Genomic DNA, 25,316 nt, shown 5'->3' with positions numbered 1-25,316 from the left:
ATGGATAAAAAGTATGCAAATGGTCGACTATTTTAGCGTTAATTAACCATTCTATTGATCCTGGTTCATTATATTGCCCACTTGGTTTTTATAAACTCAATTGTATTTAAAATTTGTCTATATTAGATAATAGACATATGCCCCATTCGCTCCTATTCCCCAATGTGGAAACACACTTGGAAGCGATTGGGTTACTTAGATACAAATGCTAGGAACCTCCCTATATGCAATTCACCTTGGAACATGCGCAAGACGTGTTATCCGGAATGCCAGACCCCACTTTTATTCTGAGTGAAGATGGTATCTATATTGATGTTTTTGGAGGAACAGATAAAAAAGCCTATCACGATGGAAGTAATTTGATAGGTGAGACGCTGCACAGCGTACTCGAGAAAGATAAAGCTGACTGGTTTATCGAACAGATAAATCGGTCACTGAAACAAGACAGTATTGTGACGATCGAGTACAAGATGTGCGCCGACAGCATTCAGGGAATAGATGCTAACAGTGGGCCAAGAGGCGACCTATACTACGAAGGCAAGATCTGCCCACTCGCTATAAAATACCGGGGTCGTCGCGTTGTCCTTATTCTTACACGCAACATCTCCAATCGCCACCGAGTTGAAACCCTTCTTCGCCATCAAAGCCAAATAGATGCTCTCACCAATATCTACAACCGACGTGTTTTTTTCGAAAAGCTCACAGAAGAGGTCATTAAAGCTCAAGAGCCGAACTATCACTCCGCGTTGTTATTGTTTGATTTGGACTTTTTTAAAGTCATTAATGATAAACGTGGTCATGATGCGGGAGACCATGTCTTAGAAACGTTAGCTGATTTGGTTTCTCACTTACTCGTCAAAGATGAAATTTTCGCAAGAGTCGGAGGGGAGGAGTTTGCGATTATTTTGCCAGAAACTTCTCTGTCGGCGGCGAAAGAGGTAGGAGAGGAAGTACGTTCCCACATTCAAAATTGTCAGTTCGAATTTGAAAAGATTGAAATTCCGGTCACGGTGAGTGTAGGCGTGGTGGAAATAGGCAGAAATGAAACCACCAAACGTTTGTATGCGCATGCAGATAAAGCGCTTTATGCTGCGAAAAGAAATGGCAGAAATTGCGTGGCGACTCTGGATAGGCAGATGGAGTAACCTTGTTGGTTACTCCAAATCAAACCGTTGGCGTTATAGCATGTCGACGGCTTTTTCAACGGCGGCGATGAGTCTTTCCACATCGCTCGTCGTGTTATAAATACCAAAAGAGACGCGTACCGTGCCTTTCACATTTAGCGCATCCATCAATGGGTGAGCGCAGTGGTGTCCTGCTCGTACCGCAATGCCTTGTTGATCGAGCAGCGTCGCAATATCTTGGTGATGAACGCCGTCCATTACGAAGGTCAGTACAGAGGCATTCGGTTGATAGCCTAGAATATGGATGTCATCCAAAGCGCTTAGTGCTTGGTAGGCCTTATCCTGAAGCGCATGGAGATGAGTCTCTACTTCGTGATGGTCAAAACCTTGGTACCACTCAATGGCTTTCGCTAGAGCAATCGCGCCCGCAACGTTTGGTGTGCCCGCTTCAAATTTTCCAGGAAGTGCAGAAAACGTCGTTTTTTCGAAAGAAACGCGTTCAACCATTTTACCGCCGCCGTGCCATGGTGGCATGGCTTCCAAAAGTTCAAGCTTGCCGTATAAAACCCCAATGCCTGCTGGTGCATAAAGTTTGTGACCTGAGAAAACGTAGAAATCGATATCTGATGCCGATAAATCAAGTTGCTCATGTACGATGCCTTGCGCGCCATCAACTACAATAACCGCGCCAACGTTGTGCGCCAGTTCAGTGATTTTTTCGATAGGTTGGCGTGTGCCTGTTACGTTGGTTATTTGTCCGCAAGTAACAATTTTACAGCGGTCAGACAGAAGCGCCTCAAATGCACTGATGTCGAACTGACAATCTGATGTCATCGGAACTTTAATGACTTTAGCCCCCGTTTGCTCTGCCACGATTTGCCAGGGCACGATGTTGGCGTGGTGCTCCATCTCGCTAATTAAGATCTCATCACCTGGTTGTAACGTGCTACGGGCGTAGGTTTGAGCAATTAAGTTCAGTGCTTCGGTTGCGCCCCGTGTCCAAATGATTTCCTTAGAGCTGTTTGCACCAATAAAGCTTGCCACTCGTTCTCGTGCCGCTTCAAATTGGCTGGTAGCATTAGCCGTTAAACTATGACTGCCACGGTGAACATTGGCATTTTGCGCACTGTAGTAATGACTGATGACATCAATCACACATTGCGGTTTTTGCGTTGTCGCTGCGCTATCTAGATACACTAAGGGCGTATCGTTGACGGATTGATTTAGAGCGGGAAATTGCTCACGTACAGCATTTACGTCAAACATTATTCTTCACCAAGCTTGTGGTAGTGCAGAGTAGGCAGAGGGAGCATTGGTTCAGCAACTGACCATGCGTGTTTTTTACCTGAGAGTTGAATGATTACTTCCATCGCGAACTCTAAAGCTGTACCCGGACCTTGACTAGTGATCAGGTTGTGGTTGATATCAAAGGTCACGCGTTTGCTGCGCCACTTCTCTTCCGGGATATGTGACTGAAAGCTCGGGTGACAGGTCATCAGTGATTGTGGGAAAAGATCATGGTGTTGCAATACCAACGCCGGTGATGCGCAGATAGCAGCAACCAATTTTCCCTCGTAGATGTGCTGCTTAAGGATTTCTATCATCACCGTACTATCACGGAAAATTTCTGCACCACCAACACCACCAGACAGTGCTATGGCATCAAACTCATCATCAGCGATATCGACTAGCTTACAATCTGCCGTTAATGTGACTCCGCGAGAAGCTTTCATCGTCAATGAGCCATCAAAAGCAGCACTCGCTACTGTAACGTCATAACCCGCGCGAACCATCATGTCGATAACGGTGACGGCTTCCATTTCTTCGGTGCCTGGAGCTATTGGCACTAAGATTTTCTTACTCATTGTTCTGTCCAGCTTTGTTCTATTTGTTTGATGCGTTGGTAAAGTTTTAAATTCTCAGGCGTATTGATGCGATGTTTCTCGGCAGCCTTTAAAAAGTATCCGGTTATAAAATCAATTTCCGTTCGACGCTGATGGAATACGTCTTGTCTCATTGAAGAATAGTTCTCAGCTGTGGCGTTCACCACTTGCATTACCGTATCGAAAAGAGAGCGAAACTCGATAGCAATACCTTCTTTACTCATTACTTCAACCAGTTCTTGAGTGATGCTTTCGAGTTGTATCTTAAACTCGGGCTGCGCAAGCTCACCATTCTTACACTGCTGAATCGCAGTCAGTGGGTTAATCGCGCAGTTAATTGCTAACTTAGTCCATAACGCAGATTGGATGTGTGGATTCCAAATGACCTCTGGAAGAGCATGAAGCATAACATCTTGCAGAAAAGCGCACTGCATTCCTTTGTCATTATAACCACCCACTTGCGTTGTTCCGTGACCGGTATGCAGTACGTGTTGGTTATCTGGTTTGTATGCGCCGTGCGTCGTTGTTGCGAGCACTATCGGATTGTTTTGCACAACCTTCTCCACGCCAGAGGCAGTACCCATACCATTGTGCATCAGCATGATAATCGTGTCTGTATTGATATGAGGGAGCAAAGGCTGAATGGCGTCTTCCACTTGCCAAGCTTTTACCGTGATCAAAATGAGATCCGCTTGATTTACGGAGGAAATATCTTGATTACTGAATACGATTGCGGGTGTGTCATCCAACTGAAGTGATTGTTGTCTCTCTGAACTTCTTCCCCACAATGAAACATTGTGCCCGGCAAGCTGAAATTTTGTTGCCCAGAGTGAGCCCACCGCACCTGGACCGAGGATAAGGATATTCACCAAACGCTCTCATTAAAAAGGTTTGCTGCAAGGATAATGAGGGAAAAAAGGAAAGCAAATAAAAATGGCGCCGAAAGGCGCCATTTTTGATGAAACTTAGTGGTTCAATTAGAACTTGTAAGTTACAGCTACGTAGTGACCTACGCCTGAAGACTCAGATTTTGTCGAAGAATCCCATGGTAGACCAGTACCATCTTCGAAACCATATACGTCATGGTATAGCTTCAGACCGTAACCTACCGCGAAGCGGTCAGAGTGCCAGTAGATACCGTTGAACATAGCACCGCCATTACTAACTTGAGAATACTCGTCTTTCATACCAAATTGGTAATCGATGTAACCTTGGTAAGAGATGAATGAACCGTTCTCGAAGAAGTAGAATGGTTTGAACCAGTTAGTCGAGATTTGGAAACCGTTCCAATCTTTTTGGTTTGAGTCGTAAGTGCCGTAAAGGTTTAGACCCATTTTACCAAACCAAGGAACCATTACGTCAGAACCAAGACCTACTTTCTGAGTGTTAACACCGCCATTGTTACCGTCCCATTCAAAAAGAGTAGACAAGTAAAGCTCTTGTACTGGACCGAAAGATAAGTCTTTACCAGTAATAGCGTCTAGAGACATACGAGGGGCGAACTTCATAAAGATTTTACCATCTTTATCAGCTTTATCACTGCTGCTGTCGGAAGTTAGGTTGAATACGTCAACGTAGCCGTAAAGGTCGAAAATACCAGAGCGACCGCCAAATTCCATTTCTAGGTAATCGTGAGTTGATTCGTAAGGACCTTTCTCATTTATTGCGCCCATGATGTTGAACTGCATCCACTTGTAATCGTTCTTGTGGATATCGCCATCTGAGTAGTCAGCAGCCATAACTGGAGCTGAAGTAGCCGCTAGAAGGCTAAGAGCTAAAAGTGATTTACGCATAAGGGGACTCTCTATGTTTGTAATGATTCAGAACACGCAATCTGTGCTGCGCTTTCCAATTGGCGGGAATAATAGCGATAAAAATCCCAAATGAAAGTGATAAAGGGTGCAAAATTGAACGTTTTTGGTGAGTTATGTCACGAAATTATCTTTATTTACGGAACTTTTTGTTTGTTGCATTTGATTGCAATAAATGTGTGATTTGGATCGTTTGCGTAAGCGATTTTATGACTTTTTAAGCCAGTCGATTAACCAACATAAATCGTTAGTGATCGGAGTGATAAGGGATTCGTATGTATCCGTGAATCAAAGAGGACGTTTGAATGAAAGAAGTCATGTTATTCCCACTCACTTCAGTTGTACTCCCTGAGGGTAAAATGAATCTGCGCATTTTTGAGCCACGATATAAGCGAATGGTAAAGGAATGCAGCATACAAAATGTGGGCTTTGGAGTTTGCCTGGTAGGAAGTGAAGGTGACCCTAAAGACGTGGGTAACGTTTCATCTATCGGAACTTTGGTCAGGATCGTTGATTTTGAAACACTCAGTGATGGCCTTCTTGGTATTACAGTTGCTGGTGAGCAACGCTTTATTGTCAAACGCGTCCGTGCAGATGCGGATGGCTTACGTCATGCAGAGGTTGAATGGTTAGACAATTGGCAACATCTAGACAACTCACCAGATTTCTTCTTTTTAAGCCAGCAGTTATCCCATGTTTATGAAGAGTTTCCTCAACTTGGAAGCCTCTACCAGCATCGTTTTTACGATGACTCTGCTTGGGTTACTCAGCGTTGGCTTGAGTTACTACCCCTAGACTGCAATCTGTTCGAACAGCTAGTCGGCGCAGAGGACTGTATTCCTGCGTTGCAATTTCTGACAGAAGCCATAGAAGCCCCGACTAACAAAGAGGCAAGGATATGAAAGGATTTAATAAAGCTGCGCTAACTATTGTTGCGACATTAGGACTGGCGGCGTGTGGCTCCGACAGTGACACTATCGAGTATTCCAATTTACAAGCAGTGCACGCTTCTTCTGATGCGCCGCTTGCAAATGTGTGGATCAACGATAAACCATCTTTAACGAATGTTGATTATGGTGTGGGATCTGGCTACGTTAAATTGCGAGAGGGGATGAATTCGATTCAGGTCGATGTACAGCTCCCAGGTAATGAAACCGCGACCGTAGTACCTAAAACAGAACTAGATCTTGATTCCGACCTCAATTATAACGTGTTCGTTGTTGGCGATGCCGATGGTTCGCCAAACCCAGTTGAGCCTTTAGTTGTGACTCGCAGCGCCGATTCAATGGCTGATGCCAATAGTCTAGATGTTCAAGTTGTTCATGCAGCTTCAGGCGTTCCTGCTGTTGATCTTTATGTCACTGAGCCAGGTGTTGCTCTTGCTAGCGCGACTCCAATAACTAACCTTGCTTACAAAGCTTCTACCGACGTATTGAACATCCCAGCTGGTGAGTATCAAGTTCGACTTGCCGTAGGAGACAGCGTTGCTTTTGACTCGGGCAAAGTATCTCTTGCGGCTAACTCCAACTTGACGATTGCCGCTATCGGCACAGGAGATTCGAATAGCACGTCACCTGTCAAACTCTTGGTGTTGGACGGTTCGGGCTCTTCTATAATTGAAGATATGGGCAGCCAAGCTGAAGTAAGAGTCGGACACCTTGTCGATGGAGCGCCAGTCGTCGATGTTAACGTTAACGGGGCGGCCTTCGCTCCTCTTGCCGACTTAGCGTTCAAAGAGATTCGTGGTTATTTGGATCTTGCTGCTAGCGCTTACGATATTGACGTTTACGTGGATGGCACAACAACCAATCCGATCATAGATGTTGACGGGTTAATGGTTGCAGGTGGAGTGGATTACAGTGTTTATGCAGTCGGTGTTGTTAGCCCAGCGATTGATATCGAAGCTCTGGTTGTTGAAGATATGAGACGCGCTGTGGCGACTAGCGCGACATTGAATGTGACACACGCGGCGGCTAATCCTATAGCGGAAATGGTGGATATTTACCTCACTACGAGTGCAGGAATAGATGGAAGTGATCCAACTATTGCTAATTTTGCGTATAAAAATAGCGTACAAGGATTATATGTCGCTGAAGGTACATATTATGTAACGGTAACAGTGGCTGGTAACCCAAGTATTGTTGCGGTTGACTCAGCACCAGTCAATGTAATGAACGGTGTTGTGTACCAAGTCGTTGCCATTGATGATGGGAACAACGGTGGTTTCAACTTGTTGGTCGATGACGTGACCGATTAGGACGAATGGGAGGAGGAGACTCCTCCCACAAATTAAGGCCGATTATGATGAGTGATAGCCCGAAAAAACTGGGGCGCAGTGATTGGAACGATTACATGGATAAAGTGAAGGATCGAGACAAAGATGCGTTCGCTTTTGTATTCCGTTTTTACGCACCCAAGCTGAAGCAATTCGCTTACAAACATGTTGGTAATGAGCAAGTTGCTATGGAGATGGTGCAAGAGACCATGGCGACAGTTTGGCAGAAAGCGCACCTCTATGATGGTGAAAAGAGCGCGTTATCGACTTGGATATATACCATAATCCGAAACCTTTGTTTTGATCTGCTGAGAAAACAGAAAGGTAAGGAATTACACATTCATTCTGATGACATTTGGCCGTCAGAGTATTATCCACCTGATCTTGTTGATCACTATTCACCAGAACAAGATATGTTGAAAGAACAGGTGGTTAAGTTTTTAGATATATTACCGAAAAACCAGAGAGATGTTTTACAAGCGGTATATCTTGAAGAGTTACCTCATCAACAGGTCGCGGAATTATTTGATATACCCCTCGGTACCGTAAAATCCAGGCTGAGGCTTGCAGTAGAAAAGCTAAGGCATTCAATGCATACGGAGCAACTATGAATAAACACCCAGATAACAGCTTGTTAGAAGCATACGCTTCGGGAAGCATTGATGCAGTTTCTGGTCTTGTGGTCGCAACCCATTTAGAAACATGCACCAAGTGCCGAGCTTATGTGAACCAAGTCGAAGCAAGTCAAGCGAACATCGTAAGTGACATACCTTCTGAGTATGTTTCTGAATTTGACGACATGTTCAATGACATCATCAACGCGGAGCCAGCGACTGATAATATCGTGATCCGCGACTCTGCTGCTGTTAATGTGGCAGGAAAAAGTTTCGCTCTTCCTAAAACTCTAGCGCGTTTCTCTGACCTCGTAGGGTCATGGAGAAGTTACGGAGGCAAGGTTTTCAGTGCTCAGATTGACCTAGGGGAAGACGCTCGTGTCAGCTTAATGTACATCGGGGAAGATGTGCAAATTCCTCAACATACGCACAAAGGCCTGGAGTCTACATTGATCCTACATGGTGGATTTAGTGACGAGGATGGCCAATATGAAGAAGGCGATTTGATGATTAGAGACGCATCAGTGAAGCACAGCCCTTACACTAAGGCCGGAGAAGACTGCTTGTGTTTAACCGTATTGACTGAGCCGATGATCTTTACTCAAGGCGTGGCACGTATATTTAATATGTTTGGTAAAGGGTTATACCCATAGACCTCTTATCTTATATCTCGCAAAACAAAAACCACCGAATTCGGTGGTTTTTTATATGTTTCGTTAATGTTTGTGACGTGCTTTTTCCAATAGAGCATCAAAGTAATGTCGTAGCGAGTACAACATAATCAAGCTTGGCACGACCATGACAGCGGTAAGCACGAAGAATGTGCTCCAATCATTAAGATAATCCACTAGCTCGCCACTGAAAGAAGCAAGAGTCGTCCGTCCGAAGTTTCCTAGAGAGGCAAGCAACGCATACTGAGTTGCCGAAAATGCTTGCCCGGTTAGAATCGTCAAAAATGAAACAAAAGCGACAGTTGAGAAAGCAGTCGTAAAGTTATCGACAATAATCGTGGCTAAGTACAAGTGCTCGTTTGGGCCTACCGAAGCAATCAAAGCAAACATCAAGTTACTGGCAGACATAGCAATACCGCCGATCATTAATCCACGTACAATACCAAACCTAACGTTGAACATGCTTCCGACAAAAGTAAAGAAGATGGTGGCTCCCCAACCGATCAGTTTGGAGTAATAGCCAATTTGTTCATTGCTAAAACCAATATCTTTATAGAACGCGATCGACATCCTGCCCAAAAACGCTTCGCCAATTTTAAATAGGAAAACGAACAGCAACAGAGTAATCGCGACACGGACGCCATTGCGATTAAAGAAATCAAGGAAAGGTTCTACAACAGTCACGGTAAACCAAGCTACGACTTTTGAACCAACCACTTCTTTGTGTCGTTGTTCAGCGGCAGACTGAAGTTGTTCGCGTTGAGTCTTCGGTTCACCGACTAAAATCGTAAAGACCATTAGAATGCCGACTATCACCGCCATCCCGTAATACACACCATTCCAACCGACACTGTCAGCATTAACAAACGCTAAATAACCCGGTAGTGAATAACCTGTCCACCAGCCAATGACCGCCATTGCAGAAGCTTGAGGCAGTTTAGACTCTTCTGACTTTGGGAAAGTATCAATACGAAAAGCATCAATTGCGATGTCTTGTGTCGCTGAAGCCGTTGCAATACACAAGGCGAGTAGTGACGCAAACACCAAGTTTTCCGCTGGATTAACGCCGGCAATAAATAGGGTAGCGACGAGTACGATACTTTGACAAAAGAAAATCCAGCTACGTCTTTGCCCCAGTAGTCTAAAGAGGACTGGCAGCTTCACGCGGTCAACCAGAGGTGCCCACAGGAAGTTGATCGCATAGACCGCAAAAACGCTACCAAAATAGCCAATTGCGGAGAGGGTCAAGCCGGCATCTTTTAGCCAACCTGACATGTTTGAACCGATAAGAACCCACGGAAAGCCGCTAGAGCAGCCCAGCATGAAAACCCACATGAGTCGTTTATCGAGGTAACTTTTTACCGTTTCCAACCAAGTGATGGAAGGTAATGAAGACATAAATCAATCCAATAAAATGAAGCCGTTGAAAGAGAAAGCCCTTCGATTATTCAAAGGGCTTATCGTTTTGGCTATTTAAGTAGTGTAGTTTTGGTGATGACGATTTGCGTCTCTGGTACATCACGCATTCGGCCTACTGTCGTGGTCGGCTGCTGAGCCATTTTCTGGATAACGTCGAACCCCTCAGTAACCTCACCAAATACAGCATAACCTGGTGGTCGAGCGCCATAGTTGAGAAAGTCATTGTCGACTAAGTTGACGAAAAACTGACGAGTTGCAGAGTTTGGTGCATTAGTTCGTGCCATGGCGATGGTAGCACGGTCATTGTTTAGACCATTATTTCCTTCGTTTTTGATTGGCGCGTATGTTTTCACCATCTGCATATCTTGGTTAAAGCCGCCACCTTGCGCCATAAAGCCTGGGATAATACGATGAAAAATAGTACCTTCGTAGCTCCCATCTTCTACATATTTCAGAAAATTAGCGACAGTGATAGGTGCTTTCTCTTCGTTTAACTCAACCGTAAATGAACCAAGGGTCGTTTCAAACGCTACTTTTGGCCCAGCCCAAACGCTGCAGCTGAGTAATGCTAAAGACAGAATCGCTTTGCGTAACATTAGAAACGCTCCTGCATGTATTGACGAAGCTCAGGGTCATTGGCAATCTCTTTAAGCGTCAATGTCACCACATCATTCAATGTCTCTTCAATATCGGCATCAGAAGCACTCAATGTGCCAGAGCGCTTTGCTGTACCTGTATAAGTTTTGACGAGCTTGCCCTCAGGTGTCTCTGCTGTGATTTCCAGCACAACTTTAGCGTCCATCTCATTTTCCATCACCGAATGCTTCACGTTGACCAACGCTTCTTGAACGCTCAATTCAATCGCGTTGTTGCTGTTTAGATCCGCATGGAAACCTTGAGATGAGAATTGCTTCTCTAATGCTTCTTCTAACGCAATACGTAAATTCTGTTTAGCATGAAGAGGAAGAATGTTCGAACGGCCGTTATCCACCAACGCCACGTACTGCGCTGCACGTACATCTTTGCTGGTCAAACTGTAAGTCTTGCCTTGAACAATTGGATTGGTGCTCAATGTGCTTTCTGGCATCAGGTTCAGCTGAGGTTGTTGAGGGGCTGAACACGCAGCAAGCAACGCAACCGAAGCCGCAAGTACCAATTTTCTCATTTTATTATTCCTTTTAACTATTTTGCTAAAGCTTATATTGCGCTTAATTTAGCAGGATTTTTTGTAGCCTGTAAAATCACAAACTTATTGTTGGAAGCGATAAGTTTCACATTTTTATCGCCAAACAGACGTTTGAGTTTTGCGTCGTACCCGAGGTGACGATTTCCGATAACCAGTAAACGGCCATTTTCACTTAATACTTGTTTAGCATCGCAGAACATTTGCCAAGCAATATGATCGGTGATTGCCTGTTGTTGATGAAACGGTGGATTACACATAACCATAGAGTTGCTGCTGTGTTTAAAACCGTCCAAGCAATTGTTCGCTATGCACTGTATGTCTCTATTTTCACCAAGGTTGTCGCGTAGGTTCTGTTTTGCCGACTCAAGCGCCATAAAGCTTTCATCAACACATGTTAGCCGAGCATTTGGATTCAACTGACCAAATTTAACAGACAAAACACCATTGCCGCAGCCGAGGTCGATGACATTGTCTATCGAAGGGTCTTGAGGCAGGTGCTGCAGCATAAAGCGTGCACCTAAATCTAAACTTTCTCCTGAATAGACATTTGGCATGTTCTTGAGTTCGATATCCTCGCCATCAACGCGCCAAGTCGTGAAAGGCATTACTTCAATCGGAGGCTCAACTGTTGCTTGAGAAAACACCAATCTGTGCTTTTTCCAGGCCAAAGATGTTTTTGTTTCGCCTAAGTATTTTTCAAACAGTTTTAGCGTCGAAGTATGAATGTCTTTCGCTTTATTGACTGCAATGACGGGGCAGGAAGCCGGTAGCGCCTTTCTTAATTGGCTTAGTATCCACACTAGATGGCGGTTACTTTTGGGCAGTTGCAGCAAGACGAGATCAATATTGGCAGGAACGAGGTCCATCGTGGTGGCAAACGCTACTTTATTGCACTGGTTTTGCTCGAGATTTTGCTGTGCACCTTTATGTGAGATGAATGAATCACTCATTAGCGTTACATGGTGCTTTTCCGAAAACCAGCAGGAGAGGGCACCAAAGCTGTCATTAATCACGAGGATGTTTTGATTGTCTGGCAAAGCAAGCTCTTCAACATGATTAATAAGATACTCATCACCGGCATCCCACGCTTGTAGCGTTTCGTTACTACGTTTTGGGAAACGATGAAGTGTTAAGCTTCGCTCGTGAAGGTTCAGTTCGGTTTTCATAGCTAAATGTAAGTTGATTTAGAAATTAAGTGTTATTGTCGCAAATGATGACGTGTCGAGATACAAAAAGCTGTCAAATTTTACGAGTTCAGTGATGGCTGCTCTCTAGGCATGCTCATGGAGTCGAGCGCCTTGAGACAATATGTCTACAAAGTGCGTCAATAATGAGAGTGACGTTTGAGTGATGCATGTCTGCTTTACTTAGGTATATACTTATGGAATTCGCATCAATGAGGAACGAATATGATCCAAGAAATCATAGAGAAGAAACTACACAGTGAGCTGCAACCCAGCTATCTCAAAGTCATTAATGAGAGCTACATGCATAATGTGCCACCAGGCTCAGAGAGTCATTTCAAAGTGATTGTTGTGAGTGATTCGTTCGCGGGACAGCGTTTGATTGGGCGCCATCGTCAAGTTCATCAAATTTTGGCAGATGAACTGGACAACCACATTCATGCATTAGCTATTCATACATATACTGATGAAGAGTGGAAGCGTGAACAAGATGGCGCCCCTGATAGCCCGATGTGTATGGGTGGTGGTCACTAAAAACGCAAGATATAAAGGTGCAGAGAAAGGTGGCTTAAGGCCATCTTTTTTCGTTTTACATTCTTTAGGGACGTTAACGTGGCACAAATTCTGGTTAAAAAATGTGTTAACAGTGTTTCAACAAATGAATGGAAATTGCAGAATATTTCAGGCGATGAATATCACTTTTCCATAAGATATGTATGGAATATGGCATTTGTGCGATGGGTCAAAGTTATGACTATTCTTTGACCTTTTAGACCTGATTCTACCGAAATAACCCCTCTATTCTAATGATTGATCATGGCATCAAGTTCCTAAAAAATGCTAGACTACGGCACCTGATAAATCTCGCGTATTCCTTGTGACGAGATTTTTAATAGGATGTTGCGATTTTGATGTTTAAAACAACATCAAAACCGGACACTGATGTCGTGTCTAAAAGTTACGCAATCAAAAGAATCTTTTTCCCGATAAAAGTAGTGCAAGTGCGTATGATTACAATAAAGAAGGGCTTGGATCTTCCTATCGCAGGAACTCCATCCCAGGTGATTAATGATGGTAAGACCATCAAAAAAGTCGCCTTGCTTGGCGAAGAGTACGTTGGCATGCGACCTACCATGCATGTCCGCGTTGGTGATGAAGTGAAAAAAGCGCAAGTTCTTTTTGAAGATAAAAAGAACCCAGGCGTGAAATTTACTGCACCAGCAGCCGGTAAAGTGATCGAAGTTAACCGTGGCGCTAAACGTGTCCTTCAATCTGTAGTGATTGAAGTGGCAGGTGAAGAGCAGGTGACATTTGATAAGTTCGAAGCCGCTCAACTTTCAGGTCTAGATCGTGAAGTGATCAAGACTCAGTTGGTTGACTCTGGCTTATGGACCGCTTTACGTACTCGTCCGTTTAGCAAGGTTCCTGCAATCGAGTCTTCTACTAAGGCTATTTTCGTAACTGCAATGGATACTAATCCACTAGCAGCTAAGCCTGAGTTGATCATTAATGAGCAACAAGAAGCATTCATTGCTGGTCTAGACATTCTTTCAGCCCTGACAGAAGGCAAGGTTTACGTATGTAAATCTGGCACTAGCTTGCCACGCTCTTCACAGTCTAACGTAGAAGAACACGTCTTCGATGGCCCTCACCCAGCAGGTCTTGCTGGCACCCACATGCATTTCCTATACCCAGTAAATGCAGAGAATGTGGCATGGAGCATCAACTACCAAGACGTTATCGCGTTCGGTAAGCTGTTCCTAACTGGTGAGCTATGCACAGATCGTGTTGTGTCTCTAGCTGGCCCAGTTGTGAATAACCCTCGTCTAGTCCGTACCGTAATGGGTGCAAGCTTAGATGACCTAACAGATAACGAGCTGATGCCTGGCGAAGTTCGTGTGATCTCTGGTTCAGTACTAACAGGTACACATGCAACTGGTCCACACGCATACCTTGGCCGTTACCATCAACAGGTTTCTGTATTACGTGAAGGCCGTGAAAAAGAACTATTTGGCTGGGCAATGCCTGGTAAGAATAAGTTCTCGGTAACTCGCTCTTTCCTTGGTCACGTATTCAAAGGTCAGTTGTTCAATATGACAACGACGACCAATGGTAGTGATCGTTCAATGGTTCCAATTGGCAACTACGAACGCGTAATGCCTCTAGATATGGAGCCTACTTTGCTGCTTCGTGATCTATGTGCCGGCGACACAGACAGTGCTCAAGCACTGGGTGCGCTTGAACTGGATGAAGAAGATCTAGCATTGTGTACCTTTGTATGTCCAGGTAAGTACGAGTACGGTACGTTACTTCGTGAATGCCTAGATACTATCGAGAAGGAAGGGTAATTTTCATGGCTCTTAAAAAGTTTCTTGAAGACATCGAGCATCATTTTGAGCCTGGTGGCAAACACGAAAAATGGTTTGCCCTGTACGAAGCTGTAGCAACAGTTTTTTACACCCCAGGTATCGTAACAAATAAAAGCTCGCACGTTCGTGATAGCGTTGACCTAAAACGTATCATGATCATGGTTTGGTTTGCGGTATTCCCAGCAATGTTCTGGGGTATGTACAACGCAGGTGGCCAAGCTATTGCAGCACTTAACCACATGTACGCTGGTGACCAACTAGCGACAGTTATCGCAGGTAACTGGCACTACTGGCTAACAGAAATGCTTGGCGGCACTATCGGTGCGGAAGCGGGTGTTGGCAGTAAGATGCTACTAGGTGCGACTTACTTCCTGCCAATCTACGCAACAGTATTTATTGTTGGTGGCTTCTGGGAAGTGTTGTTCTGTATGGTGCGTAAACACGAAGTTAACGAAGGTTTCTTTGTAACTTCTATCTTATTCGCACTTATCGTTCCACCAACGCTACCTCTATGGCAAGCGGCACTAGGTATCACATTTGGTGTTGTTGTAGCAAAAGAGATCTTCGGTGGTACAGGTCGTAACTTCCTTAACCCTGCACTTGCAGGTCGTGCATTTCTATTCTTCGCTTACCCAGCACAAATTTCGGGTGACGTAGTATGGACTGCAGCTGACGGCTTCTCTGGTGCAACTGCTCTTAGCCAATGGGCTCAAGGTGGTAACGGTGCTCTAGTTAACACAGTAACTGGCGCTCCTATCACTTGGATGGACGCGTTCATCGGTAACATCCCTGGCTCTATTGGTGAAGTATCGACTCTAGCTCTAATGATCGGTGCAGCGATGATCGTTTACATGCGAATCGCTTCATGGCGCATCATTGCGGGTGTGATGATCGGTATGATCGCAGTATCGACTCTGTTTAACGTGATCGGTTCTGACACTAATCCAATGTTTAATATGCCATGGCACTGGCACCTAGTTCTAGGTGGTTTTGCATTCGGTATGTTCTTCATGGCAACGGACCCAGTATCAGCGTCATTTACTAGCAAAGGTAAATGGTGGTACGGCATCCTGATTGGTGCAATGTGTGTGATGATCCGTGTAGTTAACCCAGCGTACCCAGAAGGTATGATGCTGGCGATTCTATTCGCGAACCTATTCGCACCTCTGTTCGACCATGTAGTGATTGAGAAGAACATCAAGCGGAGACTAGCACGCTATGGCAAGTAATAACGACAGCATTAAAAAGACGCTGGGTGTTGTTATCGGGTTGAGCCTTGTTTGTTCAATCATCGTATCAACAGCAGCAGTAGGTCTGCGTGATAAGCAAAAAGCTAACGCTGTCCTAGATAAGCAATCAAAGATCGTTGAAGTTGCAGGCATTGACGCAAACGGTAAGAAAGTACCAGAGCTATTTGCTGAGTACATCGAACCTCGTCTAGTAGACCTTGAAACAGGTAACTTTACTGAGGGTAATGCATCTACGTACGATCAACGTGAAGCATCAAAAGATGCAGAACGTTCAATCGCATTGACACCAGAAGAAGACGTAGCTGATATCCGTCGTCGCGCGAATACAGCAGTGGTGTACCTTGTAAAAGATCAAGATGAAGTCCAAAAAGTTATCCTGCCTATGCACGGTAAAGGACTATGGTCGATGATGTATGCCTTTGTAGCCGTTGAAACTGATGGTAACACTGTGTCTGCTATTACTTACTACGAGCAAGGTGAAACTCCTGGACTTGGTGGTGAAGTAGAGAACCCTTCATGGCGCGATCAATTCATTGGCAAGAAATTGTACAATGAAGATCACCAGCCAGCGATTAAGGTCGTGAAAGGCGGCGCACCGCAAGGTTCTGAGCACGGTGTTGATGGCCTATCAGGAGCGACGCTCACTAGTAATGGTGTTCAACACACATTTGACTTCTGGTTAGGTGATATGGGCTTTGGTCCTTTCCTAGCAAAAGTTCGTGACGGAGAACTTAACTAATGTCTAGTGCACAAAACGTTAAAAAGAGCATCCTAGCGCCAGTGTTGGATAACAACCCAATCGCGCTACAAGTTCTTGGTGTATGTTCTGCTCTTGCAGTAACAACTAAACTAGAAACAGCTTTTGTAATGACACTAGCGGTAACATTTGTAACTGCGTTGTCTAACTTCTCTGTTTCATTGATCCGTAACCACATTCCTAACAGTGTGCGTATCATCGTTCAGATGGCAATCATCGCATCGTTAGTAATCGTGGTAGACCAAGTGCTAAAAGCTTACCTATACGATATCTCTAAACAGCTATCTGTATTCGTTGGTCTGATTATCACTAACTGTATCGTAATGGGTCGTGCTGAAGCATTCGCAATGAAGTCTGCGCCAGTACCATCTCTTATTGACGGTATTGGTAACGGTCTAGGTTACGGCTTCGTTCTTATCACTGTAGGTTTCTTCCGTGAGCTATTTGGCTCAGGCAAACTATTTGGTCTAGAAGTTCTACCTCTAGTGAGCAACGGTGGTTGGTACCAGCCTAACGGCCTAATGCTACTAGCACCATCAGCATTCTTCCTAATCGGCTTCCTTATCTGGGTAATCCGTATTCTGAAACCAGAACAAGTAGAAGCGAAGGAGTAAGGACGTCATGGAACATTACATTAGTCTGTTAGTTAAATCGATTTTCATCGAAAACATGGCTCTGTCTTTCTTCCTAGGTATGTGTACTTTCCTTGCCGTATCTAAGAAGGTTAAGACCTCTTTCGGCCTAGGTGTTGCAGTTGTGGTAGTTCTGACTATCGCTGTTCCTGTGAACAACCTGGTATACAACCTAGTTCTGAGAGAGAACGCGTTAGTTGAGGGCGTGGACCTTAGCTTCCTAAACTTCATCACCTTTATCGGTGTAATTGCAGCACTTGTACAGATTCTAGAGATGGTCCTAGACCGTTTCTTCCCACCTTTGTACAACGCGCTAGGCATCTTCCTACCGCTGATCACAGTAAACTGTGCAATCTTCGGTGGTGTATCTTTCATGGTACAACGTGACTACAACTTTGCTGAATCGATCGTTTACGGTTTCGGCTCTGGTGTGGGCTGGATGCTAGCAATCGTTGCTCTTGCAGGTATCCGTGAGAAGATGAAGTACTCTGACGTACCTCCAGGTCTACGTGGTCTTGGTATCACATTTATCACTGTAGGTCTTATGGCGTTAGGCTTTATGTCTTTCTCTGGTGTTCAACTGTAAGTCGGGTAAACCGCAACAATTAAGGAATAGTCAATGGACATTATTCTTGGTGTAGTGATGTTTACTCTGATCGTACTAGCACTAGTACTAGTGATTCTTTTCGCTAAGTCTAAGCTTGTACCAACAGGTGACATTACAATTTCTGTGAACGATGACCCTTCTCTGGCGATCGTTACACAACCAGGTGGTAAGCTACTGAGTGCTCTAGCAGGTGCTGGCGTATTCGTATCTTCTGCTTGTGGTGGCGGTGGCTCATGTGGTCAGTGTCGCGTAAAAGTTAAATCAGGTGGTGGCGACATCCTACCAACCGAGCTTGACCATATTACTAAAGGTGAAGCGCGTGAAGGTGAGCGTCTAGCGTGTCAGGTTGCAATGAAAACTGACATGGATATCGAGCTTCCTGAAGAAATCTTCGGCGTTAAGAAGTGGGAATGTACTGTTATCTCTAACGATAACAAAGCGACATTCATCAAAGAGCTTAAGCTACAAATTCCAGATGGCGAATCAGTACCTTTCCGTGCTGGTGGTTACATCCAGATTGAAGCTCCTGCTCACCACGTGAAATACGCAGACTACGATATTCCTGAGGAATACCGTGAAGACTGGGAGAAGTTCAACCTTTTCCGTTACGAGTCTAAAGTTAATGAAGAGACCATTCGTGCATACTCTATGGCTAACTACCCAGAAGAGCACGGTATCATCATGCTTAACGTTCGTATCGCAACTCCGCCGCCGAACAACCCAGACGTACCACCAGGCATCATGTCTTCGTACATCTGGTCTCTAAAAGAAGGCGACAAGTGTACTATTTCTGGTCCATTTGGTGAGTTCTTTGCGAAAGATACAGATGCAGAAATGGTATTCGTTGGTGGTGGTGCTGGTATGGCTCCAATGCGCTCACACATCTTCGACCAACTTAAGCGTCTGCACTCTAAGCGTAAGATGTCTTTCTGGTACGGCGCACGTTCTAAGCGTGAAATGTTCTACGTAGAAGACTTCGATATGCTACAAGCTGAGAATGACAACTTCGTATGGCACTGTGCACTGTCTGATCCACTTCCAGAAGATAACTGGGATGGTTACACTGGCTTTATTCACAACGTTCTTTACGAGAACTACCTACGTGATCACGAAGCGCCAGAAGACTGTGAATACTACATGTGTGGTCCACCTATGATGAACGCTGCTGTAATCGGCATGCTAAAAGATCTAGGTGTAGAGGATGAAAACATCCTACTAGATGACTTCGGTGGTTAATTCCTCCAAGTGATTGAATCTATGGCTAGCTCTCCAAGAGAGCTAGCCATTATTTTTTATAGACATAAAACTGATACTCAACAGTTGATATAGGTAATCGGATTGAAAGGATTGATCCTATTTCCCATATCAATTCAACAACATTGGGAGTTAACAAGTGAAAAAGTGGCTTGTTGCATTTGCTTCTCTATTGATTTTGGCTGGCTGTGAGCAGCCTGCCGATCAAATTCATTTAAGTGGCCCTACCATGGGGACTTCTTACAACATCAAGTATATCGAGCAAGATGGTATTCCAACGCCAAAAGCGATGCAGACAGAAATTGATCGCTTATTGGAAGAGGTTAATGACCAAATGTCGACCTATCGTGACGACTCAGAGTTAAGTCGTTTTAATCAGCATCAAACGAGCGAGCCATTTACAGTTTCGACACAAACTGCAACGGTAGTGAAAGAAGCAATTCGCCTTAACGGTCTTACTTTAGGTGCATTGGATGTGACGGTCGGCCCTCTAGTTAACCTGTGGGGGTTTGGTCCAGAAGCTCGTCCAGATGTAGTTCCAACCGATGAAGAACTCGCTGCTCGCAAAGCAAATACCGGTATTCACCACCTATCTGTTGATGGTAATACACTGTCCAAAGACCTTCCTAACTTGTACGTCGACCTATCGACGATTGCGAAAGGTTGGGGGGTTGACGTGGTTGCTGACTACCTTCAATCTGAAGGGGTACAGAACTTTATGGTCGAAGTTGGCGGTGAAATGCGTCTCAAAGGTGTCAATCGTGAAGGTGTGCCTTGGCGTATCGCAATTGAAAAACCGACCGTTGATGAACGTTCAATTCAAGAAATTATTGAACCAGGCGACATGGCAATTGCAACAAGTGGTGACTATCGTAATTACTTTGAGAGTAATGGTGTGAGATACTCTCATATTATTAATCCACGAACAGGCAAACCAATTCATCATAAAGTGGTGTCTGTAACGGTATTAGATAAATCGTCGATGACTGCTGATGGTCTTGCAACTGGTCTTATGGTGCTAGGTGAAGACAAAGGCATGGCAATTGCGAACGAAAATAATATTCCTGTTTTCATGATTGTGAAAACGGAAGATGGTTTTAAAGAGTTGGCTTCGGAAGCATACAAGCCATTCATGAAGAAATAACAACAGAAGTGAGCATGTTTTTATGAATACATTTCTAATTACCTTTGCTGTGTTTGTCGCGGTAATCACTGCAATGGCTGTCGGATACATTTTCCAAAAGAAAGTCGTGAAAGGTAGCTGTGGTGGCTTAGGGGCAGTTGGCATCGAAAAAGTGTGTAATTGTCCAGAACCCTGCGATGCGCGTAAAAAACGTGAAGCGCGCGAGGCTGCGCGTGCTGAGAAATTGGCGGCGTGGGAAAAAGATAGAATTGCTTAGTATTGGTTAATCGTACTAAGAAAGTGATAAAGCTCAGCGTTCTGCTGAGCTTTATTTTTAGGCAGCTAACCAAAGCTCAGATGTCCGAGAAAGAGCCCAATACCGTGTTTTGTTGTTTCTTTCTCTCATGTTACAGAGCAAGACCACACTGATAGTCATTAGGACGAAGAAATGATTTGGTTACGTCCGTTCTCTTTGGCCATGTAAAGTCGCTCATCCGCCACTTTTATTTGTTGTTCCAGCTCCCCCTCGATGTTGCTTACACCAATACTCGCGGTCACAAGAATGTTTTTGTCCAAATAAGTTATTGGCGTTTTTTCTATGCGCTGTCTCATTTGTTCTAAGCGTGTTAGAAAGCCGTCATAGTCGCCACTGGCTTGAATACAAAACTCCTCGCCACCAAGCCTAGCGACAATATCATTTGGAAAATAGATTTTTAGAATATTCGCTATCATGACTAACACTGCATCGCCGCCCTCATGTCCGTGTGTATCATTTACTTGCTTAAAGAAATCGATATCAAGCATCGCGATGTTTCTTTGAGCGTTTTCTACATGGGGTTGCTCAAACAGAAAGCGGCGGTTCCATAAGCCCGTTAGCGCATCTTGATTTGCCATTTTAAACAGTTCAGATGTTGCGTCTTTGATATCTAACAGTTGGTGAATACGGCAAAAAAATTCTTCTTGATTAAATGGCTTGTATAAAAAGTCATTGGCCCCTGCTTTTAGAAACCTAGCCGTCATGGTCTTAGAGTTACTACCCGACAAGCCGAGAATGGCTAATTGATTTTTATCCCACTTCCGACGTAATTCACGCACCATAGTAATACCATCTTTAACGGGCATATCATGGTCGGTTAAAACGAGAGTGATATCTGGATTTTGCTCGACAAGCTCTAGGGCTTTTTGCCCATTGTCAGCTTCCAACGTCTGAATATATTGATGCTCCAAAAGTTGGGCAATGTGTCTTCTTACGGTGTGTGAATCATCAACGACTAAACATTTGTGTTGTTGATTGTTGGTTAGTCGCTTGAGGAGTGGTAATAGATAGGAAACGGACGCCATGCTGTCTTTCAAAATATAGTCGAGGACACCTTTTGCAAGCATCTTTTCGCGAGTGTCTTCTTGAAATCGAGCCGTTAAAACAATGACACGATGACCATGTTCCAAAACGAGGTCAATAATCTCGCCATCTTGAGCATCCGGTAAACAATAGTCTAAAACCGCACAGAAGAGGTCCTGTGCTGAAGATAACAAGTTCTTTGCCTCCGCGTAGCTTTCCGCTGCGATGACCTCATAACCAGCTTGGCTTATTGTTTGGCAAAGAAAGTTTTTAAATGCACGACTATCTTCAACAACCAGAATCTTATTACTCAAGCGCAGTCCCCAAAATTAATTGTTTAAAATCAATGATAACTAAAATTAAACTTATCGCCATCAAAAAACACATGTCAACCAAAAGTAGAACAACTACTCAAATGTTTGACACGCATCCGTTAACATCACATCATTATTCCTGTCTTAGTTATATAATTATGTTTAGCTAACGTAGGGAGAAAGTAGTATGGAAATGCATCAACATGGTATGGCTGAGCTATTTCAACAACTGGGCCTCGGTAGCTCTCCTCAAGAAATGAAAGATTTTATTAATCAACATCGACACAAACGAGATTCTGCGCCTTTACATGAAGCTAGCTTTTGGACGATGTCACAGGCGAACTTTCTAAAACAAGCCATCGAAGAAGATGCAGATTGGGCCGAATTAGTCGATCAATTGGACGTAATGCTTCGAGATTGACGTTCGCTTAAACACGCCCATTTCTCTTCAGGTAGATTTGATTTATACTGTTTTTTTGAACAGTGCTTTGATGGCTATGTCAGATCGAATTAGAAAAATTATTCATGTCGATATGGATTGTTTTTATGCTGCCGTAGAGATGAGAGATAACCCCAGTTACCGTGGCATTGCACTCGCTGTTGGCGGACATGAAAAGCAGCGTGGAGTGATTAGCACCTGTAATTATGATGCGCGTAAATATGGTGTTCGCAGTGCAATGTCAACGGCGCGCGCGCTGCAACTCTGTCCTCATTTGTTGGTTGTGCCCGGTAGAATGCATGTATATAAGCAAGTCTCTCAGCAGATTCGTGCTATTTTTGAGCGTTATACGCCTATCATTGAACCTCTCTCATTGGATGAAGCATACCTCGATGTCACGGACTCGACAGCTTGCCGTGGCTCCGCTACGTTGATCGCAGAGTCAATTCGCCGCGATATCTGGAGTGAACTTGGGTTGACGGCATCGGCGGGCATTGCTCCGATAAAGTTTCTTGCCAAGGTCGCGTCAGACATGAACAAGCCCAACGGTCAGTTTGTGATTCCGCCAGAGAAAGTCCAAGAGGTTATCGATAGTCTTCCGCTAGAGAACATTCCTGGTGTGGGGAAGGTGAGTCTTGAGAAGCTCCACCAAGCCGGTTTTTATCGATGTGAGGACATTAAAAACAGTGACTATCGAGAGTTGTTGAGGCAGTTTGGTCGTCAGGGTGCCTCCTTATGGCAGCGAAGCCATGGAATTGATAATCGAGAAGTCGTTGTTGAGCGCGAGAGAAAGTCCGTCGGTGTGGAAAGGACATTCAGCCAGAACATCGCAACCTATGATGAATGTTGGCAAGTGATTGAGGAGAAACTTTATCCCGAACTCGAGAAACGTTTAGAGCGTGCAAGCCCAGATAAGTCGATTATTAAACAAGGTATTAAAGTCAAATTTGCCGACTTTCAACTGACAACAATTGAGCACATCCATCCGCAATTAGAGCTTGAGGACTTCAAGATCTTGCTAAGAGATATTCTTAAACGCCAAAATGGACGGGAAATTCGCCTTTTAGGCTTGAACGTGATGCTCAAGCCCGAAGACCAAGCGCGTCAATTGAGCTTTTTTTAGGCCCTTACCGTTTCTACCTGCGTTAATACCTGCTCAAAACTTACATTTGCCATTGCACCATAACCTGCTAGCTTTGAGGCTTTTAGCTGGCTAATCAAAGGAGTGCTGATTCCGCACAAGAAGCGAGCAACGGCATCATTACTGATGGCCGATGGGGAAAGCTGAATAAACTCCCGCGCCCATATCGATACTTGAGATTGTTCAATATCTTCAGGTTCTGGTGCTGTGAATGTGGCGACGTGACCACGACACACGGAGCAGTGACCACATTGCTTTGGTGCATCGTGATCCGCAAAGTAGTTCGCCAATTGTGAGCTCAAACAGTGCTCGGACTGGAACAAGTGCAGCATGGTGTGGATTCTTTCGATATCTTTGCTTTCTTTGGATTGGAACAGTTCATACAGTTGTTGGATTAAAACATCCGAGCTCTGTTTGGTTGGCATAACTGAGTACACGTCCGTCAGTTGTTTGCTCTCTAGTTCTATCCAGCCGTTCTGGTGAAAATAGTCGAGCGCTGCGACAACTCGGCTGCGTTCCGATTGATAGTTCATCCATAGCGCTTCTAGATCAACTTGGCACCACACTTTGGCTTTTTGTGAGCAGGAAAAAATAGCCTCCACAAATTGACGTCGCTCGCCTTGAAATTGATTCACAATAAATTGCTGATCGTGCAAAAACTTAAAACGATATTCCGCAAAGTAACTGTACTTTGCTTCAATGACGTTATGTAGCTCCAAATAAACCAACAAGGTTTTGAGTGGCAATTGGCGGATATTACTTTCACGCGACAAACGCAGTGGCACTACCTCCCATTGTGGAGCATGTTCTTTCGCTTGCTCGACTACATAGTTAATTGACGTAAATTCTGGTGTGTCGCCATAGACAAAGTTCTCCAACACCGTTAAGCCGGACGTATTGCCTAGCAGAATGCACTCAGAGCGTTGCCCGTCCCTGCCTGCACGTCCAATCTCTTGTGCGTAGTTCTCGATTGATTTGGGTAAGTCGAAGTGAATGACGCGGCGAATATCAGATTTATCGACCCCCATACCAAATGCAATCGTTGCAACAATACAGTCAATTTGGCCATCCATGAACTGCTGTTGGATTTGTTCACGAACGTCGCTTTTCATGCCAGCGTGGTATGCGTGAGCGTTAATGCCAATATGGATTAATGACTTTGCTACTCGTTCTGCTGTTTGCTGCTGCGTCACGTATACGATGGTCGGAAGCTTAGGTGAAGAGGCGATGATCTCACTGAGCTGTTCTTGTTTCTTTGTTTCCTCACACGGGATCACCGAGATATCCAGATTAGAGCGGTAGAAGCCTGTAACGGTAATATGTTCACTGGCAATATCGAACTTTTTTTGCATGTCTTCAATAACTGCAGGCGTTGCCGTTGCGGTGAGAAGTAAAGACTGTGGGATGTTCAGTTCACGTTGATATTGCGGTAGTTTGAGATAATCTGGACGAAAGTTATGCCCCCATTCGGAAATACAGTGCGCTTCATCAATGACCATCAAAGAAATCGGTACTTGGCGAATGAATTCACGAAAACGCTCATTTTTTAGCCGCTCAACAGAAATCATCAAGATTTTGATTTGTCCATTCTTCACGCCAGCCATGACCTGTTGTGCTTCTTCTCTACTTTGACTGCTATCGATAGAAGCGGCAGCGATTCCTTTACTTTGTAAAAAGCTCAGTTGATCCTTCATTAACGCCAACAACGGAGAGATCACCAACGTAAGGTTGGGTAATATGGTTGCAGGTAGTTGATAACAGAGTGACTTCCCCGAGCCTGTAGGAAAGATTGCCGCAGCAGAGTAACCATTCATAACGGCTTCAATAACAGGTTGCTGACCTTGGCGTAATGAGCCAAAACCAAATACGGATTGAAGTGTTTGATGCAGCGAGTCACTTTGCATAATAGGGAAACCTTTCTTTG

General features: G+C 44.5%; 26 protein-coding genes. 16 read left to right on the top strand and 10 right to left on the bottom strand.

Annotation, left to right across the window (positions count from 1 at the left end; genetic code table 11):
* The first annotated feature begins 224 nt into the window (after positions 1-224).
* The gene (locus H9L11_RS03000; protein WP_033905545.1) at positions 225-1,145 is read left to right on the top strand and encodes a GGDEF domain-containing protein; all 921 of its coding nucleotides are present in this window, start codon (positions 225-227) and stop codon (positions 1,143-1,145) included.
* A gap of 33 nt (positions 1,146-1,178) precedes the next feature.
* Here the strand turns inward: H9L11_RS03000 and csdA are convergent, their stop codons facing one another.
* From csdA to H9L11_RS02980, 4 genes are all read right to left on the bottom strand, one after another.
* A complete protein-coding gene (csdA, locus tag H9L11_RS02995; protein ID WP_064376477.1) occupies positions 1,179-2,390 on the bottom strand; it encodes a cysteine desulfurase CsdA in 1,212 nt (403 codons plus the stop codon).
* The gene (locus H9L11_RS02990) at positions 2,390-2,989 is read right to left on the bottom strand and encodes a DJ-1 family glyoxalase III (RefSeq protein WP_033905543.1); all 600 of its coding nucleotides are present in this window, start codon (positions 2,987-2,989) and stop codon (positions 2,390-2,392) included. The genes csdA and H9L11_RS02990 overlap by 1 nt, the downstream gene beginning before the upstream one ends.
* Complete coding sequence (gene panE / locus H9L11_RS02985; protein WP_033905542.1) at positions 2,986-3,876, bottom strand: 2-dehydropantoate 2-reductase; 891 nt, start codon at positions 3,874-3,876, stop codon at positions 2,986-2,988. Before panE ends, H9L11_RS02990 begins: the two co-directional genes overlap by 4 nt.
* A 108-nt stretch (positions 3,877-3,984) precedes the next feature.
* Positions 3,985-4,800, bottom strand: a complete 816-nt coding sequence (locus H9L11_RS02980) for an outer membrane protein OmpK (protein ID WP_033905541.1) — start codon at positions 4,798-4,800, stop codon at positions 3,985-3,987.
* A 323-nt stretch (positions 4,801-5,123) separates the two neighbouring features.
* On the opposite strand from H9L11_RS02980, the gene H9L11_RS02975 reads away from it, so the two are divergent.
* From H9L11_RS02975 to H9L11_RS02960, 4 genes are read left to right on the top strand one after another with little or no spacing between them, the layout of a single operon-like run.
* Positions 5,124-5,720: an LON peptidase substrate-binding domain-containing protein gene (locus H9L11_RS02975; protein WP_205390985.1), complete on the top strand. Its 597-nt coding sequence runs from the start codon at positions 5,124-5,126 to the stop codon at positions 5,718-5,720.
* The gene (locus H9L11_RS02970; protein WP_205390984.1) at positions 5,717-7,075 is read left to right on the top strand and encodes a DUF4397 domain-containing protein; all 1,359 of its coding nucleotides are present in this window, start codon (positions 5,717-5,719) and stop codon (positions 7,073-7,075) included. Before H9L11_RS02975 ends, H9L11_RS02970 begins: the two co-directional genes overlap by 4 nt.
* A 44-nt stretch (positions 7,076-7,119) precedes the next feature.
* Positions 7,120-7,704, top strand: coding sequence for an RNA polymerase sigma factor (locus H9L11_RS02965; RefSeq protein WP_017636022.1), 585 nt, complete (start codon positions 7,120-7,122; stop codon positions 7,702-7,704).
* Positions 7,701-8,360: a ChrR family anti-sigma-E factor gene (locus H9L11_RS02960; RefSeq protein ID WP_005380256.1), complete on the top strand. Its 660-nt coding sequence runs from the start codon at positions 7,701-7,703 to the stop codon at positions 8,358-8,360. The genes H9L11_RS02965 and H9L11_RS02960 overlap by 4 nt, the downstream gene beginning before the upstream one ends.
* Before the next feature lie 63 nt (positions 8,361-8,423).
* Here the strand turns inward: H9L11_RS02960 and H9L11_RS02955 are convergent, their stop codons facing one another.
* The 4 genes from H9L11_RS02955 to H9L11_RS02940 all read right to left on the bottom strand — a co-directional run bounded on the left by H9L11_RS02955 (position 8,424) and on the right by H9L11_RS02940 (position 12,149).
* On the bottom strand, positions 8,424-9,776 hold the full coding sequence (locus H9L11_RS02955; protein WP_169628584.1) for an MFS transporter: 1,353 nt from the start codon (positions 9,774-9,776) through the stop codon (positions 8,424-8,426).
* 71 nt (positions 9,777-9,847) lie between these two features.
* Entirely contained in the window at positions 9,848-10,393 is a 546-nt protein-coding gene (locus tag H9L11_RS02950) for a peptidylprolyl isomerase (protein WP_042521384.1), read from the bottom strand.
* On the bottom strand, positions 10,393-10,962 hold the full coding sequence (locus tag H9L11_RS02945; RefSeq protein WP_005380259.1) for a YajG family lipoprotein: 570 nt from the start codon (positions 10,960-10,962) through the stop codon (positions 10,393-10,395). Before H9L11_RS02945 ends, H9L11_RS02950 begins: the two co-directional genes overlap by 1 nt.
* 32 nt (positions 10,963-10,994) lie before the next feature.
* Positions 10,995-12,149, bottom strand: a complete 1,155-nt coding sequence (locus H9L11_RS02940) for a methyltransferase (RefSeq protein ID WP_182038633.1) — start codon at positions 12,147-12,149, stop codon at positions 10,995-10,997.
* A gap of 243 nt (positions 12,150-12,392) precedes the next feature.
* Here H9L11_RS02940 and bolA point away from each other — a divergent pair, with 243 nt between their 5' ends.
* The 9 genes from bolA (at position 12,393) to nqrM (ending at position 20,436) form a co-directional block, all read left to right on the top strand.
* Positions 12,393-12,701, top strand: coding sequence for a transcriptional regulator BolA (gene bolA, locus H9L11_RS02935; RefSeq protein WP_005380262.1), 309 nt, complete (start codon positions 12,393-12,395; stop codon positions 12,699-12,701).
* 473 nt (positions 12,702-13,174) lie between these two features.
* Positions 13,175-14,515 (top strand): Na(+)-translocating NADH-quinone reductase subunit A, encoded by a 1,341-nt coding sequence (locus H9L11_RS02930; RefSeq protein WP_005380264.1) that lies wholly within the window; start codon positions 13,175-13,177, stop codon positions 14,513-14,515.
* 5 nt (positions 14,516-14,520) lie between these two features.
* The gene (locus H9L11_RS02925; RefSeq protein WP_005380265.1) at positions 14,521-15,765 is read left to right on the top strand and encodes an NADH:ubiquinone reductase (Na(+)-transporting) subunit B; all 1,245 of its coding nucleotides are present in this window, start codon (positions 14,521-14,523) and stop codon (positions 15,763-15,765) included.
* On the top strand, positions 15,755-16,525 hold the full coding sequence (locus tag H9L11_RS02920) for a Na(+)-translocating NADH-quinone reductase subunit C (RefSeq protein WP_005380267.1): 771 nt from the start codon (positions 15,755-15,757) through the stop codon (positions 16,523-16,525). Before H9L11_RS02925 ends, H9L11_RS02920 begins: the two co-directional genes overlap by 11 nt.
* The gene (locus tag H9L11_RS02915) at positions 16,525-17,157 is read left to right on the top strand and encodes an NADH:ubiquinone reductase (Na(+)-transporting) subunit D (protein ID WP_005380269.1); all 633 of its coding nucleotides are present in this window, start codon (positions 16,525-16,527) and stop codon (positions 17,155-17,157) included. The genes H9L11_RS02920 and H9L11_RS02915 overlap by 1 nt, the downstream gene beginning before the upstream one ends.
* 7 nt (positions 17,158-17,164) lie before the next feature.
* Positions 17,165-17,761 carry an NADH:ubiquinone reductase (Na(+)-transporting) subunit E gene (gene nqrE / locus H9L11_RS02910; RefSeq protein ID WP_005380270.1) on the top strand — a complete coding sequence of 199 codons (597 nt, stop codon included), beginning with the start codon at positions 17,165-17,167 and terminating at the stop codon, positions 17,759-17,761.
* Between the two features lie 33 nt (positions 17,762-17,794).
* Entirely contained in the window at positions 17,795-19,018 is a 1,224-nt protein-coding gene (gene nqrF, locus H9L11_RS02905) for an NADH:ubiquinone reductase (Na(+)-transporting) subunit F (RefSeq protein WP_005380271.1), read from the top strand.
* Positions 19,019-19,175: 157 nt separating this feature from the next.
* Positions 19,176-20,180 (top strand): FAD:protein FMN transferase, encoded by a 1,005-nt coding sequence (locus H9L11_RS02900; protein ID WP_005380272.1) that lies wholly within the window; start codon positions 19,176-19,178, stop codon positions 20,178-20,180.
* A 22-nt stretch (positions 20,181-20,202) separates the two neighbouring features.
* A complete protein-coding gene (gene nqrM, locus H9L11_RS02895; RefSeq protein ID WP_005380273.1) occupies positions 20,203-20,436 on the top strand; it encodes a (Na+)-NQR maturation NqrM in 234 nt (77 codons plus the stop codon).
* A gap of 158 nt (positions 20,437-20,594) precedes the next feature.
* Here the strand turns inward: nqrM and H9L11_RS02890 are convergent, their stop codons facing one another.
* A complete protein-coding gene (locus H9L11_RS02890; RefSeq protein ID WP_005380276.1) occupies positions 20,595-21,812 on the bottom strand; it encodes a response regulator in 1,218 nt (405 codons plus the stop codon).
* Positions 21,813-21,999: 187 nt separating this feature from the next.
* Here H9L11_RS02890 and H9L11_RS02885 point away from each other — a divergent pair, with 187 nt between their 5' ends.
* Together H9L11_RS02885 and dinB are read left to right on the top strand one after the other, a co-directional pair.
* Complete coding sequence (locus H9L11_RS02885) at positions 22,000-22,233, top strand: DUF2789 domain-containing protein (RefSeq protein WP_005380277.1); 234 nt, start codon at positions 22,000-22,002, stop codon at positions 22,231-22,233.
* 112 nt (positions 22,234-22,345) lie between these two features.
* The gene (gene dinB, locus H9L11_RS02880; RefSeq protein WP_230238387.1) at positions 22,346-23,374 is read left to right on the top strand and encodes a DNA polymerase IV; all 1,029 of its coding nucleotides are present in this window, start codon (positions 22,346-22,348) and stop codon (positions 23,372-23,374) included.
* Here dinB and H9L11_RS02875 read toward each other — a convergent pair.
* Positions 23,371-25,296 carry a RecQ family ATP-dependent DNA helicase gene (locus H9L11_RS02875; protein WP_205390983.1) on the bottom strand — a complete coding sequence of 642 codons (1,926 nt, stop codon included), beginning with the start codon at positions 25,294-25,296 and terminating at the stop codon, positions 23,371-23,373. The two genes, dinB and H9L11_RS02875, sit on opposite strands and share 4 nt — an antisense overlap.
* Positions 25,297-25,316 lie beyond the last annotated feature (20 nt).

The organism is Vibrio sp. sp1, assembly GCF_016920955.1.
GTDB classification, from domain to species: domain Bacteria; phylum Pseudomonadota; class Gammaproteobacteria; order Enterobacterales; family Vibrionaceae; genus Vibrio; species Vibrio alginolyticus.
This window is presented reverse-complemented; position numbering and strand designations above follow the sequence as displayed.

Excerpts from the sequence above, each read along its gene's own strand:
- H9L11_RS03000 (WP_033905545.1), top strand. The coding sequence starts at position 225 with ATGCAATTCACCTTGGAACATGCGCAAGACGTGTTATCCGGAATGCCA.
- csdA (WP_064376477.1), bottom strand. The coding sequence starts at position 2,390 with ATGTTTGACGTAAATGCTGTACGTGAGCAATTTCCCGCTCTAAATCAA.
- H9L11_RS02990 (WP_033905543.1), bottom strand. The coding sequence starts at position 2,989 with ATGAGTAAGAAAATCTTAGTGCCAATAGCTCCAGGCACCGAAGAAATG.
- H9L11_RS02980 (WP_033905541.1), bottom strand. The coding sequence starts at position 4,800 with ATGCGTAAATCACTTTTAGCTCTTAGCCTTCTAGCGGCTACTTCAGCT.
- H9L11_RS02975 (WP_205390985.1), top strand. The coding sequence starts at position 5,124 with ATGAAAGAAGTCATGTTATTCCCACTCACTTCAGTTGTACTCCCTGAG.
- H9L11_RS02970 (WP_205390984.1), top strand. The coding sequence starts at position 5,717 with ATGAAAGGATTTAATAAAGCTGCGCTAACTATTGTTGCGACATTAGGA.
- H9L11_RS02965 (WP_017636022.1), top strand. The coding sequence starts at position 7,120 with ATGATGAGTGATAGCCCGAAAAAACTGGGGCGCAGTGATTGGAACGAT.
- H9L11_RS02960 (WP_005380256.1), top strand. The coding sequence starts at position 7,701 with ATGAATAAACACCCAGATAACAGCTTGTTAGAAGCATACGCTTCGGGA.
- H9L11_RS02955 (WP_169628584.1), bottom strand. The coding sequence starts at position 9,776 with ATGTCTTCATTACCTTCCATCACTTGGTTGGAAACGGTAAAAAGTTAC.
- H9L11_RS02950 (WP_042521384.1), bottom strand. The coding sequence starts at position 10,393 with ATGTTACGCAAAGCGATTCTGTCTTTAGCATTACTCAGCTGCAGCGTT.
- H9L11_RS02945 (WP_005380259.1), bottom strand. The coding sequence starts at position 10,962 with ATGAGAAAATTGGTACTTGCGGCTTCGGTTGCGTTGCTTGCTGCGTGT.
- H9L11_RS02940 (WP_182038633.1), bottom strand. The coding sequence starts at position 12,149 with ATGAAAACCGAACTGAACCTTCACGAGCGAAGCTTAACACTTCATCGT.
- bolA (WP_005380262.1), top strand. The coding sequence starts at position 12,393 with ATGATCCAAGAAATCATAGAGAAGAAACTACACAGTGAGCTGCAACCC.
- H9L11_RS02930 (WP_005380264.1), top strand. The coding sequence starts at position 13,175 with ATGATTACAATAAAGAAGGGCTTGGATCTTCCTATCGCAGGAACTCCA.
- H9L11_RS02925 (WP_005380265.1), top strand. The coding sequence starts at position 14,521 with ATGGCTCTTAAAAAGTTTCTTGAAGACATCGAGCATCATTTTGAGCCT.
- H9L11_RS02920 (WP_005380267.1), top strand. The coding sequence starts at position 15,755 with ATGGCAAGTAATAACGACAGCATTAAAAAGACGCTGGGTGTTGTTATC.
- H9L11_RS02915 (WP_005380269.1), top strand. The coding sequence starts at position 16,525 with ATGTCTAGTGCACAAAACGTTAAAAAGAGCATCCTAGCGCCAGTGTTG.
- nqrE (WP_005380270.1), top strand. The coding sequence starts at position 17,165 with ATGGAACATTACATTAGTCTGTTAGTTAAATCGATTTTCATCGAAAAC.
- nqrF (WP_005380271.1), top strand. The coding sequence starts at position 17,795 with ATGGACATTATTCTTGGTGTAGTGATGTTTACTCTGATCGTACTAGCA.
- nqrM (WP_005380273.1), top strand. The coding sequence starts at position 20,203 with ATGAATACATTTCTAATTACCTTTGCTGTGTTTGTCGCGGTAATCACT.
- H9L11_RS02885 (WP_005380277.1), top strand. The coding sequence starts at position 22,000 with ATGGAAATGCATCAACATGGTATGGCTGAGCTATTTCAACAACTGGGC.
- dinB (WP_230238387.1), top strand. The coding sequence starts at position 22,346 with ATGGATTGTTTTTATGCTGCCGTAGAGATGAGAGATAACCCCAGTTAC.
- H9L11_RS02875 (WP_205390983.1), bottom strand. The coding sequence starts at position 25,296 with ATGCAAAGTGACTCGCTGCATCAAACACTTCAATCCGTATTTGGTTTT.